We start from the raw sequence: 15218 nt of genomic DNA, 5'->3' as shown, positions 1-15218 counted from the left end.
CCTCCGCGGCCGCTCCGGCGGATCGATCAGCTGGAACAGCGGCCACCACCCACCGGGCGGTACGCGCCTCGCTCGACCAGCACCGCGCCTGGCGCCACATCCCGCTGCCCGAACGGCGCGCACGCGTCGCCGCCGCTCTCGACGCCCTGACCGAACACCGCGAGCTGCTGGCCCTGCTGCTCGTCCGGGAGATCGGCAAGCCGTGGCGGCGCGCGCAGGCGGACGTGGACCGCGCGATCGACGGCGTGCGCTGGTACGTCGACGGCATCGAGCCATGCTCGAAGGCCTCAGCGCTCTCGCCGGCCCGGTTTCCAACATCGCCAGCTGGAACTACCCGATGTCCGTGCTCGTCCACGCCATGCTCGTCCAGGCCCTCGCCGTCACGCGGTGACCGCGACCAGCTCTTCGGCGGCTTCGGCGCCTCCTGGCGCGGCGCGTTCGTCGGGGCGAACTGCTGGTGCGGGCCGTGACGGAAGGCCCGGCGGGGAGCGGCTGCCCCGGAAGCTTCCCCGAGTACCAGCTCAACGCCTGACACGGGTCGGGCACAACCTGCCGGACCGGTGCCGTGCCCGGGGAGATCAGCGGACGGGTGCCGTGTCCGGGGAATTGGCCGGACGGGTGCCATGCCCCGGGGATCGGCGGGACCGGTGCCATGTCCGGCCACGACCTGCCGGACCGGTGCCCGCGGCCCATTGCGGACGTCGTCCTCGGCGTGGAGGAGGACGACGGACGCCCGCACCGGTGGCGACACGGAGAGCTCGTTAGCCCGTTCGCGCTTCCCGTGTCGTCACGTTCACCGCGGTGCGCTCGCCGCGACGACCTGCGGGAAGCCGAAAGGAGGCCCGATTCCCGGCACCCTACCGGGTGACCCTGCGCCCGGTCTGACATTGCGATGATCACCGACTGTGGTTGCCTCGTGTACGGAGCACGGAAGAGGTGCCGCGCAGACAGGCCGGACACGGCTCCGCTGGAGGAAGACATGCGAATCGCACGCGCCGGTCTGAAGATCGCCCTGGTGTTCGGCACCCTTGCTCTCTCCGCCCCGGCCGCCACGGCCGCCGAGGGGAGCGACATCGACATCAGCCCACGGAACGCCTCCCCGGGGACCAAGGTCACCGTCAGCACCACCGCCTGCGGAAAGGAGACCTACGGCAAGGGCGAGTCGGAGGCGGGCGGGAAGTTCCACCTCCTGGCGGGGGACCGGGCAGGCGTCCTGGTGGGCGAGTTCCAGATCCCTGAGGACGCCGCTTCCGGAACCGACACCATCACGCTGAAGTGCCCCCCGCGGACCAAGGTCACCGGGACCCACCAGATCAACGGCCGCCCCAGCGGCGGGGTCGACGCCGGCTTCGGTGACGCCACCGACAACAGCACGCAGCTCGCACTCGGCGGTCTGCTCCTGACCGGAGCGGTCGCCGGCGGCGTGACGAGGATGCGCCGCCGCGACACCGCCGGGAGCTGACCCCCGGCGGCGTGGCTCGGACGCGCCGCCGCCGCGGCACCGTCAGGACCCGACCATCCCTCCTGCCCACCGGCCCCTGGCCACCGTCCCGGTGCCGGGGGTCGGCCGGGTCCCGGCCCGCTGCCGTGCGAAGGACCACCCCCATGGATGACACCTCCACTACGAGGAGCACCGACGCCGCCCGTCTTCCGTCGTACAAGCTGCTCGCCTGTGCCGCTGTCGCGGGGGCCATGCTGGTGGCCGGCGCGCTGCGCGACGACCACCCCCCGCAGCCCTCGCCGACGCAGCCCTGGGCCTCCTCCGCGCAGTCCGCTCCGGACCGCGCACCGCAGAGCACCGGCATCGAGCCTCTGCCCCCCGCGGATCCCGTCCGTCTCATGATCCCGGCAGCCGGCGTGAACGCCCCTCTGACACGGGTGGAATTGAACGACGCGGGCGCGCTTCGTCCGCCGCCGGGCGACGAACCCGGCCTGGCCGGCTGGTACGGCGACGGCACGGCCCCCGGTCAGACGGGCACGGCCATCACCGTCGGCCACGTGGACACCCCCGCCGGCCCCGGGGTCTTCTACCGGCTGGGGGCCCTCACCAAGGGGGACACCATCGACGTCGTCCGGGAGGACCGGCGCACGGCTGTCTTCACCGTCGACGCCGTGGAGCTCCACGCCAAGAGCGACTTCCCGGACGAGAAGGTCTACGGCGAGGCGGACCGGCCGGAACTACGGGTGATCACATGCGGCGGTGACTACTCCCCGAGCACCGGCTATCAGAGCAACATCGTCGTCTACGCGACGCTCAGCGCGGTGAAGTAGCGCACCGGTCCCGCGGGCCGTTCAGCTGATGCCTGGTGGCCGGGTCCCGTCAGCCGGTGCCGACGGCTGGGCTCCCGTTCAGCCGATGCGCTGGTGATCGGGCTCGCGTCAGCCGGTGCGTGCCGACGGACCTCCCGTTCAGCCGATGCCCTGGCGGTCGGCTTGCGTCAGCCGGTGCGTGCCGACGGGGCTCCCGTTCAGCCGATGCCCTGGCGGTCGGGCTCCAGCGCGAACGCGCGCTCGGCGGCCCCGGGCAGCGCGGTCTGCACGGCCGCGACGAGCAGCGCCCGATGCCGCTCCAGCGGCTCGCGCCGCGCCTCGGGCACGAACCGCAGCAGATCCTCCAGGCCGGCGATCAGCCGTCGGGACACCTGCGGACTCCCGACGGCGCACCCCCGGATCTCCGCGAACCCGAGGTCCACGAGATCGCCCCACCCGGGCACGTCCTGCACCAGCCGCACCACACCGTCGCGGTCGCGGTAGTGCACGGCGCCGAGCGGCCGGCCGGCCGCGGCCGCCAGGAATTGCACGATCCGGTCGACGCACTGCACGGCCGTGGTCGGGTCGTTCACCGCCGGGGACAGCGCCCGCAGCGCGATGTCGGACAACTGGCGCAGCCCGAACCCGAGATCCTGGTGGAAGGTGCGGTCCACCCCGACGGAGACCGCGGACCCAAGGACGTGCCGGGACGGCAGGCTGCCCCCTCCGCCGTGCACGGCGAGGACCGGCGTCCCCGGCACGACGAAGTCCCCGATCCGCGGGATGAGCCGCAGGACCAGCCCCTTGCGCCGCGCGACGCGCACAAGGCGGGCCACATGCACGTCCCGCAGTGTCCCCGCCCGCCCCTGATGCCCGACACGCGCCACCTCGGCGGGCAGCGGCGCCGTGTCCGCGTCCTGGACGGGCATCTTGTCGAGCACCCCGAACGACTCCCTGGTCAACCGCTCCACCACGGGCCCCACCTTCATGAGCTGGAGCGTCTGGGTCACATAGGCGATGAACAGCAGCAGACTGAGCCCGACCATCAGCAGCGTCAGTGCGGACTGCACCAGAGGCACCGACACCACCTTCCGGGGATCGGCCTGGCTGTCGTACGAGGTGAGGACGAGAAGCGAGAGCAGGAACGTCCCGAGGAACACGGAGAAGGTGAGCTTGCTGATCCGGCTCCGGATGAAGATCCGCACGATGCGGGGGCTGAAGTTGCCCGAGGCCATCTGGACGGCGACGAGCGAGATACTGAAGACGACACCGATGAAGGTCATCATCGCGGAGCTGACCGTGGTCACGATGGTCTTGGCGTCCTCGGAGATCGCGGCGAGGGAGCGCACTGACTCGTAGTCGCCGGCCTCCTTGAGGGCGTCCACCAGCGCCGTGTCGACGGCGTCCGCCGCGAGCCAGAGAAGAAAGACGAGGACCAGCGTGAGGGTGGGCGCGAACCAGAAGGTGTCGCGCAGGTGCTCGCGCAGCGAGGAGAGGACGCGGGGCCGCCGGTAGGTGCGATGACTCACGGAGCCGACGGTAGCCGCACGCTGCGCGCTCGCGCGGATACACGCTGTACTGCGCCGGTTCGGCCCGTCCGGACAGCCCTGACCACGGGATATGCGGGTGAAGGGCGCCTCTAACCCCTGGTATTGTTGTCCCTGTCGCCGCGGGAGACCGGGGCCGACCACCGGTCCGGGTGGCGGAATGGCAGACGCGCTAGCTTGAGGTGCTAGTGCCCTTTATCGGGCGTGGGGGTTCAAGTCCCCCCTCGGACACAAGGACTCGCTATAGCGATACGGATGCGAGGGCCTCGACCTTACGGTCAAGGCCCTCGTAGCATTTGAGCTTCTCCATCCCGCTGACCGACGGCCAACGCGCCGCCGTCGACGACGGCCAGGCCGCCCTCGCACTCCCGCCTGCCCCAGCCCCGTGACCTGAACCGGCCGACCACCTTCGCGCTGCTGCCGATCGTCGAGGTCCGAAAGGGTGGTGGCCCTGCACGAGGGCGCGCGCTCGTGCACCTGGTTCGCTTCTTCGTTACTTCGGTTCCTCGGCCCGCAGGGTGTCGCCACGCATGGCCTTGTCCGTGGCCCGCCCGATGACAGCAGTCGCTCCTGCGTCCACAGCTCCTCCGACAAGGCCCCCCAGGATTGGGAATCCCTTTGGCGAGCGTGATCGCAGCGCGCTGGGTCCCATACTTCGCGACCAGGTGGGTCCCTGCCTTCTTGTTGATCGCCCGGATCATCGCGATCGGGATCTTCTTGATCATCTGCTCGCCGAACTTCTGGCCTGCCTTCACCCCGAAGGCCGCGAGGACGCGCTGCGTGCTCATCCCGATCGCGAGCATCATCGCGACGGTCCGCGCGTGCGGATCACGGATGTCCCATCCCCGAAGGTGCGCGATGGCGCCGGCCATCCGCATGTTGACGGCGAAGGATGCGGCCACGTTCGCAGGTATCGTCACGCCTGCGGTCAGCAGACCTCCGAGTCCGGTGATGAACCCCTGAGCCCCGGCTGCGGCCACGGACTCCTTGGTGAGGCGGGCGACGACCGCGTCGATGTCGTCCTTCATGTCCTCGGGAGAGTGGCGCTCATCGTCACCAGGTGCCCGGTAATCGGCACCCTGCCGACGCGAAAGACGGTCCTCGGCCCAGGTTGCCGACCCCGTGATCGAACAGCAGGCAGCGTTCCGCGGCGAGGGCGGCCTCGTGCTGGAGCCGGTCGAGCTCCTGCGGGGTGGTGGCCGAAGGGTTCGGCAGGGCACGGTCGTTGACGCCGACGACGGCGGTGGAGCGGTACTCGAGCCCCTTGAAAGGCTGCATGGCGCCCGCGTTGACTGCGTCGTCGGTGCGGGCGGCTCCCGCACGGACCACCCGGCTTGCGGGGACCCCGGCCGCGCCCGGCGCTCGCGGCGCATGCTCCTCCGCGCGCTGTGGGAGGGCACCGGCAACGCCGTTGAGGACGGTCGAGGGACGTATGAGCGGGGTGGTGTACGGCGACGGATCGCCGCACGGCGAAAGGGAGCGTGGTCCCGGGCATAGTCCGCCGGGGCCGGTCCGCCTCGGCCGCGTCACCGACTACTCACCGACGAGTCGGCGTGGTGGTGTCCCCGCGCGTGGTGCCGGAGCGTGCGTACGGGCATCCGGAGGGCCGAGCGGGGCACGCGACAACGCTGGTAAGCGAAACCGGTACCGCTCGGCCGCAGTTGGCCCTTCTCGGCAGTTGATAGCGTGTGTGTGGCGGAGCACGCACGGCTGGGGGCAGCATGGGGCTGGCAAACCAAAAGATCGCTTCTCAAATCGAGGACCTGTTGCAGGGCAGGGTCGTCATTCCCTCCATCCAGCGCGACTTCGTCTGGATGAGGCCCGACGTACGCGATCTCTTCGATTCCCTCTACCGGGGCTACCCCGTCGGTGCCCTGCTGCTGTGGAAGACGAATCTGACCGTCCCCTTCAAGACGGCTGCCGTCGTCCAGGCCGACAAGTCGGCGCACCAGCCTCTCTACCTGCTGGACGGGCAACAGCGGTTGACCTCCCTCGCCTGGGTGTACCGTCCTGAGTCGAAGGCGGACGGCCGGCTCATCGACCTGCGCTTCGACGTGCGCACCGAGGAGTTCGTCAACCCGAGCGCGATCCAAGGCAAGGACCCGCTCCTGTTCCCCGTTTCCACCTTGCTGCAGGAGAACGTGCAGTACCACGAGGTGCTCAAAGCGGCCGGGGTCGACTACTCCACCCCGCACTTCGGCGCATGGATGCAGCGCCTGCAGAAGGTGCACGACATCCGCAAGCAGGAGATCGCCGTCATCACCTACGAGTCCGACGACTACGAGGAGGTCGCCGAACTCTTCGCCCGGTTGAACAAGGGCGGTCGAAGGTTGTCCAAGGGTGACCTCGTCTACAGCGCCATCGCGGCGCGCTGGTCCGACGGCCTGGACACCATGGACGCCTTCCACCAGGAGTTGCAGGACAGCAACTTCGCCCTGAACAGGGAAGCCGTCCTGCGTCTCACGAGCCTTCTCGCGGGAACCGGCGCCCATCACATCAAGCTCATCGGGGCGGACATGGACGAAGCCGCGCTGAAGGAGGCCTGGCACGCCACCGAGAGGGCGCTGCGCTTCGCCATCGACTTCCTGAAGGGCGAGTGCGCGGTCCCCCGGTCCGAGGTCCTCTCGTCGCCGAACGTCACCATCGTGCCCGCCCTGCTGCTGCACCACCGGGACGGCAAACTGCGTCCGGGGGAGGCTCAGCTGCTGCGCCGCTGGGTGTACACGGCGATGGCGTTCAGCCACTACTCGCTGCAGGTCGAGGGCAAGCTCGACGCGGAGGCAAGGCTGATCAAATCGCGTGAGGGCGAGGGCCTGTTCGCCGAACTCATCCGCCGGGCCTCCGGCACCCGGTCCCGGGACAGCGCCCTCCATCCGAGGGACCTGGAGCAGAAGTACTCCACGCATCCCTTCTTCAAACTGCTCTACATCGCCGCGTTGCGGAGCACGGCGCGGGACTGGGCCACCAACATCGCCATCAGCGACCAGCCGATGAACAGCGGCGCCAAGATCGAATTCCATCACGTGTTCCCGCGCGCCCGAGTCCAGGGGACATACGCGAAGGAGGAGTGGAACAGCCTCGCCAACCTGGCCTTCGTCACCGGTCAGACGAACAAGATGATCTCCTCCAGGCTGCCCGTCGACTACATGGCGGGGATCGCGCCGGAGCGCCTGGCCGAGCAGTGGATCCCCGGCGATCCGGAGTTGCGGTCCCTGGACCGTTTCCCCGACTTCCTGGCGGCACGGCGGAGTCTGCTGGCCAACGTCCTCAACGAGCTGCTGGGTCTTCCCCGCTACGACGCACAGGCCACCCACCGGGACACCGACGAGCTGCCTGCCGACGAGCAGCTGATCGTGGAGGAACCGACCGCACCCACGCTCGTCGGGGCGGAGGTCCAAGAACTTCGCCGAAGCACGGTGTTGAGATCCACGCGGTCTACGAAGACCGGCGCGTCGACGCCTACTACGATCCCGCGTCCCGCGTCGTGAGGATCCCCTCCGGTCCGGGCGGAGGCGAGTACGAGACTCCCAGCGGGGCGGCGGTCGCCGTGGTCCACGCCCTGAACCCGCACGTCAATCCGAATCGGAACGGATGGAACTTCTGGACCGTCACTGCAACGGGACGGTTGTTGCAGAGCATTCGGTAGGGGACGGCCCCTCCATCCGCCTGCCTACGTCAGGCCTCCGCGCTTGTGAGGTTTGACGTAGGTGTGTCCCTTCGGCAGCTGATGAGTCCCGGTCAGGCCGGCGCTGCGATGAGCTTCGGCGTACGCGGCCTGGGCCGTATCGCTGGCCTGCTTGCCCAGGTGCTCTATCTTCATCAGGTGCCCCGCGACGCCGTGCCGTGAAGAGGCGCTCGGCAGATGTACGACCCGCTGCTTCTTCGGCTTGGGCAGTACGAAGGGCGTGTAGCAGACGAGGCGGACCGTTCTCTCGCCCGGACGGGCCGGAAAGTGAAGAACGCCGTCGGCCGCGCAGCTTCCTGTTTCCCAGGTGAGGCGGCTTCGGTTGATGAGCCCGTTCACCGAAGCGCGGATCGCGTCGCTTGAGTACGGGTGGGCAGGCCGGCTGCGGAGGCGCCACGGGTGGCGATCGCCTTGTTCCGTGTCCATGTCCGTGTCCATGTGCGGGACACGAAGCTCTGACGAAGAGGGTCTGCCGGACCCATGTCGGCAGAACCAGACAGTGAGGAACTCGCTCTACACTCCCGCCTCCACCAGGAACGGACTGGGCTTGCCCGACCAGGAGACGTACAGGCTGTCGCGGGCCCTTGTGCAGGCGACGAACAGCAGGCAGCGTTCCGACAGCATGTCCGTCTCGTGCTGCTTGGAGTCCACCTCGGGCGGTGTGACCGCCTTCGGGAACGGCAGCGCGTCCTCGGTGACGCCGATGACCGCGACGCAGCGGAACTCCAGGCCCTTGAACGAGTGCATGGTCCCGACGCGCACGGTCGTCCCGTCCTGGGGGGGAGGCGTCGGCGGCGCGCAGGGTGGCGGCGGGAACGCCGGCGTCCTTCAAGCGGGCGACCGCCTTCGCGCACGTCTTGTTGAACCGGGCGCTGACCCCGATCTCCCCCGCGCCGACACCCGCGTCCATCCACGCCCTCACCTGATCGACGAGCAGGTCCAGTTCGGCCTCCTCGGTCGACGCGTCCCGTACGACGGGGCCGTCGCCGTGGAGGGCGGAGCGGTAACCGAGCAGGGTTTCGTTGCGGCCCTCGTCCTCGAGCTGGGTGATCGGGCGGCCGATCAGCAGGGCGGTGGACCAGCGCAGGATCTCCTGGGTGCTGCGGTAGTTCTTGCGCAGCTTCACCGACCGTCCGGTCACCTTGATGCCCAGCGATTTCAGCGACACCCGCGAGTCGTAGATGCGCTGGTGCGGATCGCCCGCGATGAACAGGTCGTCCGGGTGGGTGGGGACGGCCGCGCGCAGCAGCCTCCACTGCGCCGGGTGGAGGTCCTGCGCCTCGTCCACCACGACGTGCCGGTACGCCGGCCCCTTCGCCTCCAGCAGCCGTGCCGCCTCCGCGCACGTCTGGAGCCAGGTCCGGGCGCCGTCCGCGGCCAGGTCGGCCGTGAACCGCTCCACCGTCTCCCACACCAGCGGCCGTTCGGCGGTTGTCAGCCGGCTGCCCCGGCCCCGCCGGTCCGCCGCCTCGTACTCGGCCAGGGTGGTGATGCCCTGCGCCAGGACGACATGCCGGTACTCCTGGGCGAGGAACTGCGCGCTGCCGGTGAAGCCCGTCACCTTGGCGGCCTTGCCCCAGCGGCTCAGCTCCTCGTTGTTCATCAGCGGCCGCAGCGGGACCGCGTCCGGTGCCTCGGCGACGACCCGGCTCGCGAAGCCGTCGACGGTGGACGTGTCCACGCGTTCGCGCAGCTCCGGGTCGTCCACCAAGGACTCCAGGCCCGATCGGAGTGCGCCCACGAGCGCGTTGGTGTAGGTGGTGAGGAGGATGCGGTCACCCTCGCGCAGGTGGCCGAGCAGGTGTTTCACCCGATGCAGCGCGACGACGGTCTTGCCGGTGCCAGGCCCGCCCGTGACCTGCGCGGGGCCCGAGTACGACGCCCGGTAGGCCACCTTCCGCTGGGAGGGGTGCAGGAACACCCGCCAGGCCGCAAAGGGCTTCTCGAGGATGTCCCGCAGCTCCTCGGGAGCCGTCACCAGCGCGATACGCGCCCGCGTGTACTGGATCGCGGTCTCGTAGTCCCCCGTGTCCACCGGCTGCGTGGACGCCTGAAGCGCCGGAGCCACGATGTCCTGCCAGACCTCCTCCACCGTGCAGCCCGCGGCCAGGTACTGCAGCACCTCCCGCTGGTCCTGCGGCAGCAGCGGCGCGAAGACGTCCAGCTGCTCCTGGTCGACGAGCGACCGCGCCTGCCGCAGTGTCTCGTCGTCGATGCCGAGAGCCTTCAGGTCCCCGTCGGAGAACTTCGCGAACAGCCGTGGCTTCGGCGACGACTCGGCCACCCGCTCGTACGCCGGCGTGATCTCGTCCAGGGTCGCCGCGTCCCGGATCTCGACCGCGCGCGTCACCTCGTTGATGCTGGACTTCTGCTTCATGGCCCAGGCGATGGCCTTGTCGTGAGCCATGACCCTCAGCAGGACGAAGGTGTCCCCGGAGGGCGGTGCGAGCACCACACCGCGCCAGAACTGGTCGATGCGGATCGTCCGGATCTGCTTGTCCTTCGCCTTCACGAGGCTCTCCAGCTTCAGACCCTGATCCTGGAAGAGCTGGTCCAGCGTGAGCCGGTTGAACTTCTCCCAGGCGTCGAGCACACCCTTTCTCACCGGGGGCTGGAGCTTGGGGAGTTCAGCGAAGTGAGGTCCGCGCCCCGGGCATCGAGTACGACGACACCGACGCCGACGAGCCCGTTGGGGGTGGGAAAGGCGCGCTCGGGTCGCTCCACGGAATGCGGGCCACCGTTCATCCGGCTTCTCCTTCGTTCTCGGCCGATACGCAGCGGAATGCTGCCAGACCGGACCTCCGGCCGAGGCAGGGCGGGTCGCGGAGCGCCGAGGTTGAACGGCGCCCTTTCCTCAACCTCCTTATTTTATAGGTCAGTTGAGAGGGCAACCAAGCCTGGTCCGGTCGTTCACGAGAACGGAGGGCGCACGGTGCGCCATGCCCACACGGTCCTGCGCAGAATTGCCGCCGCGGTCAGTGCGGTGGCGGCGGTCACAGGCATCGGCCTGGCGTGAGCCCCTCCCGCCGCAGCCGTCGACCACTACTACGAACTGCCCTACCCGTCGGGCGAGTCCTACCTGGTGACCCAAGGGCCGGAGGGCACGTACTCGCACACCGGCCCGTACAACGAATACGCGTGGGACTTCGGGCTCCCGGCGAACCATGAGGTCTCCGCCGCGCAGGGGGCACGGTCCTCGTCTCGGGCTGGTCGCCGTACTGGCAGAACGGCATCGAGGTCATCATCCGGCACCCGAACGGCCAGTGCACTCACCACGCGCATCTCAACCGCGCCCTCTACAACACGGGCGACCGGGTCCCGCAGGGCCGGACCATCGGCTGGTCGGCGCCACGGGAGCGGCCGACGGGGCACACCTGCACTTCCAGGTCATCAACTGCGACACGCGCGTCGGCATCCCGGCCACACTCCAGGGCTGGACACCGCCCACGGGCTCCTGGCCGGTCAGTATGAACATACGCGCCTGACCGGCGGGGCGTCGCCGGAAGCGGGCCGTGCGCGGCACGCGCGTAAGGAGCGGATCACCCCAACGCGCCGACGGCCTCCACGAGGCCGGCCACAGCAGCGCCGAGCGCCTCCAGACCGGGTCCCGCCTCACCGCCGGGCTCCTTCATGTACACGTCGCGCCGAATCTCGATCATCAGCGCACTGACACGCTCGTCCCGCCCGTAGTGCTTCAACGGCACGTACGTCCCCGCGAACGGGCTGTCGAGCCCCGTACCGCCGAACCCCGAGAACGCCTCCTGCGCGGCTTGGAGGAGACCGGCCGGCGTGTGGACCGGGTCCGTCCCGAGGCAGATCGGCGGCCGGGGACCGCCGGCGTGGAGCTCGTACGGCAGCGGCTCGGTCGGGTACGAGTGCACATCGATGACCACGGCCCGCCCGGCGGCGGAGAGCCGTGCGTCGACGGCCGCGGTCATGGCGGCGGCGTACGGCTCGAAATAGCGCCGGACCAGGTCACTGCCCTCGTACCCGTCGGGCCGCAGCGCCTCACGGTGCGTGGTCCGCGTGTAGACCGCGCCCATCCCGACGGCGAGCATCTCCTCCCGCTCATCGGGGAAACGCTCGGGGTCGACGACCAGCCGGGACAGCTGGTTGACGAACCGCCAGGGTGTGGTCTTGCAGACGGAGGCGGCCACGGCGGCGATCTCCGCGGTGTGGGAGTCGGTGATGTGGTCCAACTCCCTCTCGAGCGCCTCGTTGCCGAGCACGATCCCGTGCCGGACGTCGGCGGGTAGGGCACGGGACGAGTGGGGGACATGAAGGACGACGGGGGAGTCGGCGGCACCGGGCAGGAGCCGGAAGGACGTCGGGGTGTCGGTCACGAGCGTTCCTCACGGGTGGTGTGGATCGAGCTCGGGGAGGCAAGCACGCCTCCCCACCAGTGGTGGGGCCTGGCCGCGCGGTGCGGACGACCGGGGAACGACTTTAACGGGAGGGTCCGACACACGGGTCCGGCTGGGCGACCGGACGACCGGACGACCGGACGGGGCAGGAAGCCGTCCCCGCCTGGGAGACCCGCTCGCATCGCCCCGCGAGCTCTGGGTAGCGTGCCGTCATGACGCGCACCCAGCGAACCGCACCGGAGCCCACCTCTGAACCGATGACCGACGAGGACGGCGTAAGGCTGCCGAGGCTGCGCTTCAAGGACGTGGTCCTGCGCGGAGCCGTGCACGGGATCGCCGCTGTTGCCCTGCTGGCCGTCGGCTCCCTGTTCGTCGCCGATCATCACGACCGCGAGACGTTCCTGGCCGTGGTGGCGGGATTCGCCATGGTCGGCTCCGGGGTCGCCATCGTGTTCGGGGGCCTGTTCTGGGCAGCCTGTGCGGGGGACGTCAGGCGCTGGCGAGACTGGCGCACCATCACCGGGCAGACGGGCGGCGTCATGATCATGGCGCCCGCACTCGTACGGATGGGTGTGGCCGCCCTTGTGCTCTTTCCCGGCGCGCTCGGCCTCTACCACCTGGTCGACAACGCGCCGTACGACAGCTTCCTCTACGGTTCCTGACATCACTGTCCGCGCTGCCCAGGTCGTGTTTGCGACCGGCAGCGCCCGACGAATGACAGGCCGCTGCCGTTCCGTTCACCGCCTCGCGGCTGGGCCACAGGTCGACACGGAGGTTGACAGACATCTCCTTCGGCGGATGCGTCCGTGCGCCGATTCAGCCGGAAGTACCCGCCTCGACGAGGAAGGAACTCGGCTGCCCCCGTCCACGGCGCCCGTTTCCGCAGCACCTACTGGCGGCAGCACCTGACCGCCCACGGCCCGGCGAACGACCTGCTGCTCGCCTTCCAGGAACAACACCGCCTACCGGCCCGCTTCACCGAGATCCTCGCCGAGGCCGCCGACTACAGCCGACTCGTCCAGACCCGCGAAAGCCAGCAGATCAGCGGAGCGCTCGGCATCCTCACGATCCTGGGCCTTCCCCTGACGACCGCGCTGACCATCCTCCAGGTCCTCGGCGACAACTCCGTGACGCACCTGCTGCTGGCGCTGGGGCTGTCCGTCGCCGCGACGGCAGGCGCGTTGACGACCCCGTACGGGCGAGTCGTCCTGTCGTCACTGCGGGGTGGCAGCAAGCCGTAGCGGCGCGGCGGAGCGTGAGCCGGAAGGTGTGGTTGCACCGGCGTCACGGCCCCGGTGCGAACACCATCCGCACCACGGCCGTGAGGATCAGCACGAGAGGAATCGCGTACCACCAGTGTCGTACGCACGCGAGGGCGACGAACGCGGCCGTGACCGCCGCCGCGACTCTTCGGTTCGAGACCGGCTGAAGCCGGTCTGGCCTGGAATGATCAGCCGAGTGCGGCCTCTTCGGCTGCTGGCGCCGGTGGTTCGTCGGCTGTGATGCGGGCCAGCAGCGTGCGGGCTTCCCGGATACGGGAGTGGTCCGGATGCAGAAACCGCTCGCAGTCGGTCAGGGCCTCACGGACCGCCGTCTCCGCCTCGCTTCGGCGCCCCAGACCATGCAGGGCAGCGGCCGTGCCAAGACCCAGGCTCCCGCTCAGGCCCCGATCCCAATGTGGTGCGAACCGGCGCGCCTCGGTGAGCGCTTCGTCGTACCGTCCCTGCCCGTTCAGGCTGCGCACCAGGCCGCAGTGCAGAGCAGTGACCGTGCCCCGTTCGGCTCTGGGCAGATCCCCCCGGGCGATGGCCTCGGCTTCCTCGTAGCGGGTTTGCCCGCACAGAGCGTCGACCAGGTTGTCCAACACGCACAACTCGACGTGCCACACCGGTGCCAGATGCTTGATGCGAGTCAGGTCACGCAGTATGTCCAGCCCCTCGGCCTCCGCCTCTCCGTAGCGCCCTTCACTGTTGAGGACCAACATGTGGTTGCTCCGGATCATCAACAGCAGCAGCCGCCCGGGCCCAGCCATCTCATTCAGCTCCGCCGTGAGAGATTCCAGCTCGGCCAGCACCTGCGCCCCGCGCCCGTGGGCACAGGCCGCCGCCGTGGCCAGCACCTTGGCGTGCCGCGCCACAGCGACCCCCCGGTCTCGTCTGCGCCGACGCCCCGATTCCGCCTCGAGCGCTCTGGCCCGGGCCTCGACCTCCTCGTACTTGCCTTCCTTCCACAGCTGATGGAGGCGCTCCAGGGCGGCCGCTTCCCGAGAGCGGCCCCGTATCATCCGTGCGATCTTCACAGGCCGTGAGGTTACGTGATCATGCCTGGCCAGGACAGATTCGGGGGATCGCAAAGCAGGCGAGGGGGTGCGTCGGCGAGTGGCCCGAGCTGTGGCCGTGGCCGATCAGCAACCGGGCCGCGGACGGGCCGTATTCGACGGGACACCCCGGTACCGGCCCTGGCCATACCCGTACCGGCCGTCTCGGTACCGGCCGACGTACTGGTTGGCGCGGTGATCCGTCACACACGCTGAGTGACGTGAACGTACAGATGCCTTCCCGGTCTTCACCAGCTTCCCCCTCCGTTTCCGAGTCCGCTCGCGAGGGCCGGCGCTTCACCGTGCTGCTGTCGCCCACCCGGCGCGGAGCCCGGCTCGCACGGCGGCTGACGGAGCGACAGCTCGCCGACTGGCGGCAGCCGTCCGAGGCCGCCGAGCACATCGTGGCCGAGCTGGCCGCCAACGCCGTCCAGCACGGGCGCGGACCCGGCGGAGACTTCAGGCTCACCCTGTTGCTGGACACCCAAGGCGTCCTGCGTGTCGAGGTGACCGATGTGCGCGCCGAGCGCCTGCCTCCTGTGCCGGCCACTCCCGCATCAGGTGACGGGACAACCGGGAGAGCGGGCGAGGACTGCTCATCGTGGAGGCGCTCGCGACCCGCTGGGGCGTCGACTTCAGCGCGGAGCCGCCCGCGAGGAAGACGGTATGGGCAACGCTCGAACCGGCTCCGGCCCCTGATGTCCGGCACGCTGAATGACTCGCGTGCGGGTCCGGCGGTCCCGGGATTCGGCAGCGAGCGCGATGCCGGGAGGCGGCCTCGAACGGCACAGTGTTCACGAAGGTGCGAGAACCCCGGGCCGAACGCATTCGGGCAGACAGGAACGGCGACCCGGACACCTGCCCGTCATTCCGGCTGGACCTGGAGAAGCAACCCCGACCTGACAGGGGTGGCTCCTCGCGGGCGAACGCGTCTGCACTACGGCCCGCGAGGAACGGGAACCGGACGGCCGGCTGTGCTAGGCATACGTGCCTCATATGAGTAGCTAATTGACGACGCTTTACATGGATGGTCACCGGGTTGCCGGCAGAACGGC

At 69.7% G+C, this 15218-nt stretch carries 13 protein-coding genes, 1 tRNA gene and 3 pseudogenes; 9 read left to right on the top strand and 8 right to left on the bottom strand.

Annotation, left to right across the window (positions count from 1 at the left end; all coding sequences use genetic code 11):
• Positions 1 to 41 precede the first annotated feature (41 nt).
• The 3 genes and pseudogenes from ACH5AF_RS13690 to ACH5AF_RS13680 form a co-directional block, all read left to right on the top strand.
• Positions 42 to 379 (top strand): annotated as a pseudogene (locus tag ACH5AF_RS13690) (aldehyde dehydrogenase family protein); the annotation flags it as partial.
• Between the two features lie 600 nt (positions 380 to 979).
• Positions 980 to 1462 (top strand): sortase, encoded by a 483-nt coding sequence (locus tag ACH5AF_RS13685; RefSeq protein WP_398901793.1) that lies wholly within the window; start codon positions 980 to 982, stop codon positions 1460 to 1462.
• A 143-nt stretch (positions 1463 to 1605) separates the two neighbouring features.
• The gene (locus ACH5AF_RS13680; protein WP_398901792.1) at positions 1606 to 2271 is read left to right on the top strand and encodes a class F sortase; all 666 of its coding nucleotides are present in this window, start codon (positions 1606 to 1608) and stop codon (positions 2269 to 2271) included.
• Between the two features lie 197 nt (positions 2272 to 2468).
• Here the strand turns inward: ACH5AF_RS13680 and ACH5AF_RS13675 are convergent, their stop codons facing one another.
• Complete coding sequence (locus ACH5AF_RS13675) at positions 2469 to 3779, bottom strand: DUF2254 domain-containing protein (protein WP_398901791.1); 1311 nt, start codon at positions 3777 to 3779, stop codon at positions 2469 to 2471.
• A 164-nt stretch (positions 3780 to 3943) separates the two neighbouring features.
• Here ACH5AF_RS13675 and ACH5AF_RS13670 point away from each other — a divergent pair.
• Positions 3944 to 4028, top strand: a tRNA-Leu gene (locus ACH5AF_RS13670).
• Between the two features lie 47 nt (positions 4029 to 4075).
• Here ACH5AF_RS13670 and ACH5AF_RS13665 read toward each other — a convergent pair.
• Both ACH5AF_RS13665 and ACH5AF_RS13660 read right to left on the bottom strand, forming a co-directional pair.
• Positions 4076 to 4825, bottom strand: a complete 750-nt coding sequence (locus tag ACH5AF_RS13665; protein WP_398901790.1) for a hypothetical protein — start codon at positions 4823 to 4825, stop codon at positions 4076 to 4078.
• Positions 4826 to 4850: 25 nt separating this feature from the next.
• Entirely contained in the window at positions 4851 to 5075 is a 225-nt protein-coding gene (locus tag ACH5AF_RS13660) for a hypothetical protein (protein WP_398901789.1), read from the bottom strand.
• Positions 5076 to 5518: 443 nt separating this feature from the next.
• On the opposite strand from ACH5AF_RS13660, the gene ACH5AF_RS13655 reads away from it, so the two are divergent.
• Positions 5519 to 7285, top strand: coding sequence for a DUF262 domain-containing protein (locus ACH5AF_RS13655; protein WP_398901788.1), 1767 nt, complete (start codon positions 5519 to 5521; stop codon positions 7283 to 7285).
• 182 nt (positions 7286 to 7467) lie between these two features.
• On the opposite strand, the gene ACH5AF_RS13650 is transcribed toward ACH5AF_RS13655, so the two are convergent.
• From ACH5AF_RS13650 to ACH5AF_RS13640, 3 genes and pseudogenes are all read right to left on the bottom strand, one after another.
• Positions 7468 to 7920 carry a hypothetical protein gene (locus ACH5AF_RS13650; RefSeq protein ID WP_398901787.1) on the bottom strand — a complete coding sequence of 151 codons (453 nt, stop codon included), beginning with the start codon at positions 7918 to 7920 and terminating at the stop codon, positions 7468 to 7470.
• A 75-nt stretch (positions 7921 to 7995) separates the two neighbouring features.
• Positions 7996 to 10087, bottom strand: a pseudogene (locus ACH5AF_RS13645) (UvrD-helicase domain-containing protein).
• A complete protein-coding gene (locus ACH5AF_RS13640; protein WP_398901786.1) occupies positions 10084 to 10227 on the bottom strand; it encodes a hypothetical protein in 144 nt (47 codons plus the stop codon). The pseudogene ACH5AF_RS13645 and the gene ACH5AF_RS13640 overlap by 4 nt, the downstream one beginning before the upstream one ends.
• A gap of 486 nt (positions 10228 to 10713) precedes the next feature.
• Here ACH5AF_RS13640 and ACH5AF_RS13635 point away from each other — a divergent pair, with 486 nt between their 5' ends.
• The gene (locus ACH5AF_RS13635; RefSeq protein WP_398901913.1) at positions 10714 to 10953 is read left to right on the top strand and encodes a hypothetical protein; all 240 of its coding nucleotides are present in this window, start codon (positions 10714 to 10716) and stop codon (positions 10951 to 10953) included.
• A 68-nt stretch (positions 10954 to 11021) separates the two neighbouring features.
• Here ACH5AF_RS13635 and ACH5AF_RS13630 read toward each other — a convergent pair whose 3' ends face one another.
• Entirely contained in the window at positions 11022 to 11825 is an 804-nt protein-coding gene (locus ACH5AF_RS13630; RefSeq protein WP_398901785.1) for an N-formylglutamate amidohydrolase, read from the bottom strand.
• Positions 11826 to 12058: 233 nt separating this feature from the next.
• On the opposite strand from ACH5AF_RS13630, the gene ACH5AF_RS13625 reads away from it, so the two are divergent.
• Together ACH5AF_RS13625 and ACH5AF_RS13620 are read left to right on the top strand one after the other, a co-directional pair.
• Entirely contained in the window at positions 12059 to 12508 is a 450-nt protein-coding gene (locus tag ACH5AF_RS13625; protein ID WP_398901784.1) for a DUF6336 family protein, read from the top strand.
• Positions 12509 to 12652: 144 nt separating this feature from the next.
• Positions 12653 to 13087, top strand: a complete 435-nt coding sequence (locus tag ACH5AF_RS13620; protein WP_398901783.1) for a hypothetical protein — start codon at positions 12653 to 12655, stop codon at positions 13085 to 13087.
• A gap of 209 nt (positions 13088 to 13296) precedes the next feature.
• Here the strand turns inward: ACH5AF_RS13620 and ACH5AF_RS13615 are convergent, their stop codons facing one another.
• On the bottom strand, positions 13297 to 13983 hold the full coding sequence (locus tag ACH5AF_RS13615) for a tetratricopeptide repeat protein (protein ID WP_398901782.1): 687 nt from the start codon (positions 13981 to 13983) through the stop codon (positions 13297 to 13299).
• A gap of 413 nt (positions 13984 to 14396) precedes the next feature.
• Here ACH5AF_RS13615 and ACH5AF_RS13610 point away from each other — a divergent pair.
• Positions 14397 to 14881: pseudogene (locus ACH5AF_RS13610) on the top strand (ATP-binding protein).
• The last annotated feature ends 337 nt before the right edge of the window (positions 14882 to 15218 follow it).

This window comes from Streptomyces sp. NPDC018833 (genome assembly GCF_044390825.1).
Lineage (GTDB): Bacteria > Actinomycetota > Actinomycetes > Streptomycetales > Streptomycetaceae > Streptomyces.
The sequence above is the reverse complement of the archived record's forward strand: the minus strand, read 5'-3'. Positions and strand labels throughout refer to the sequence as shown.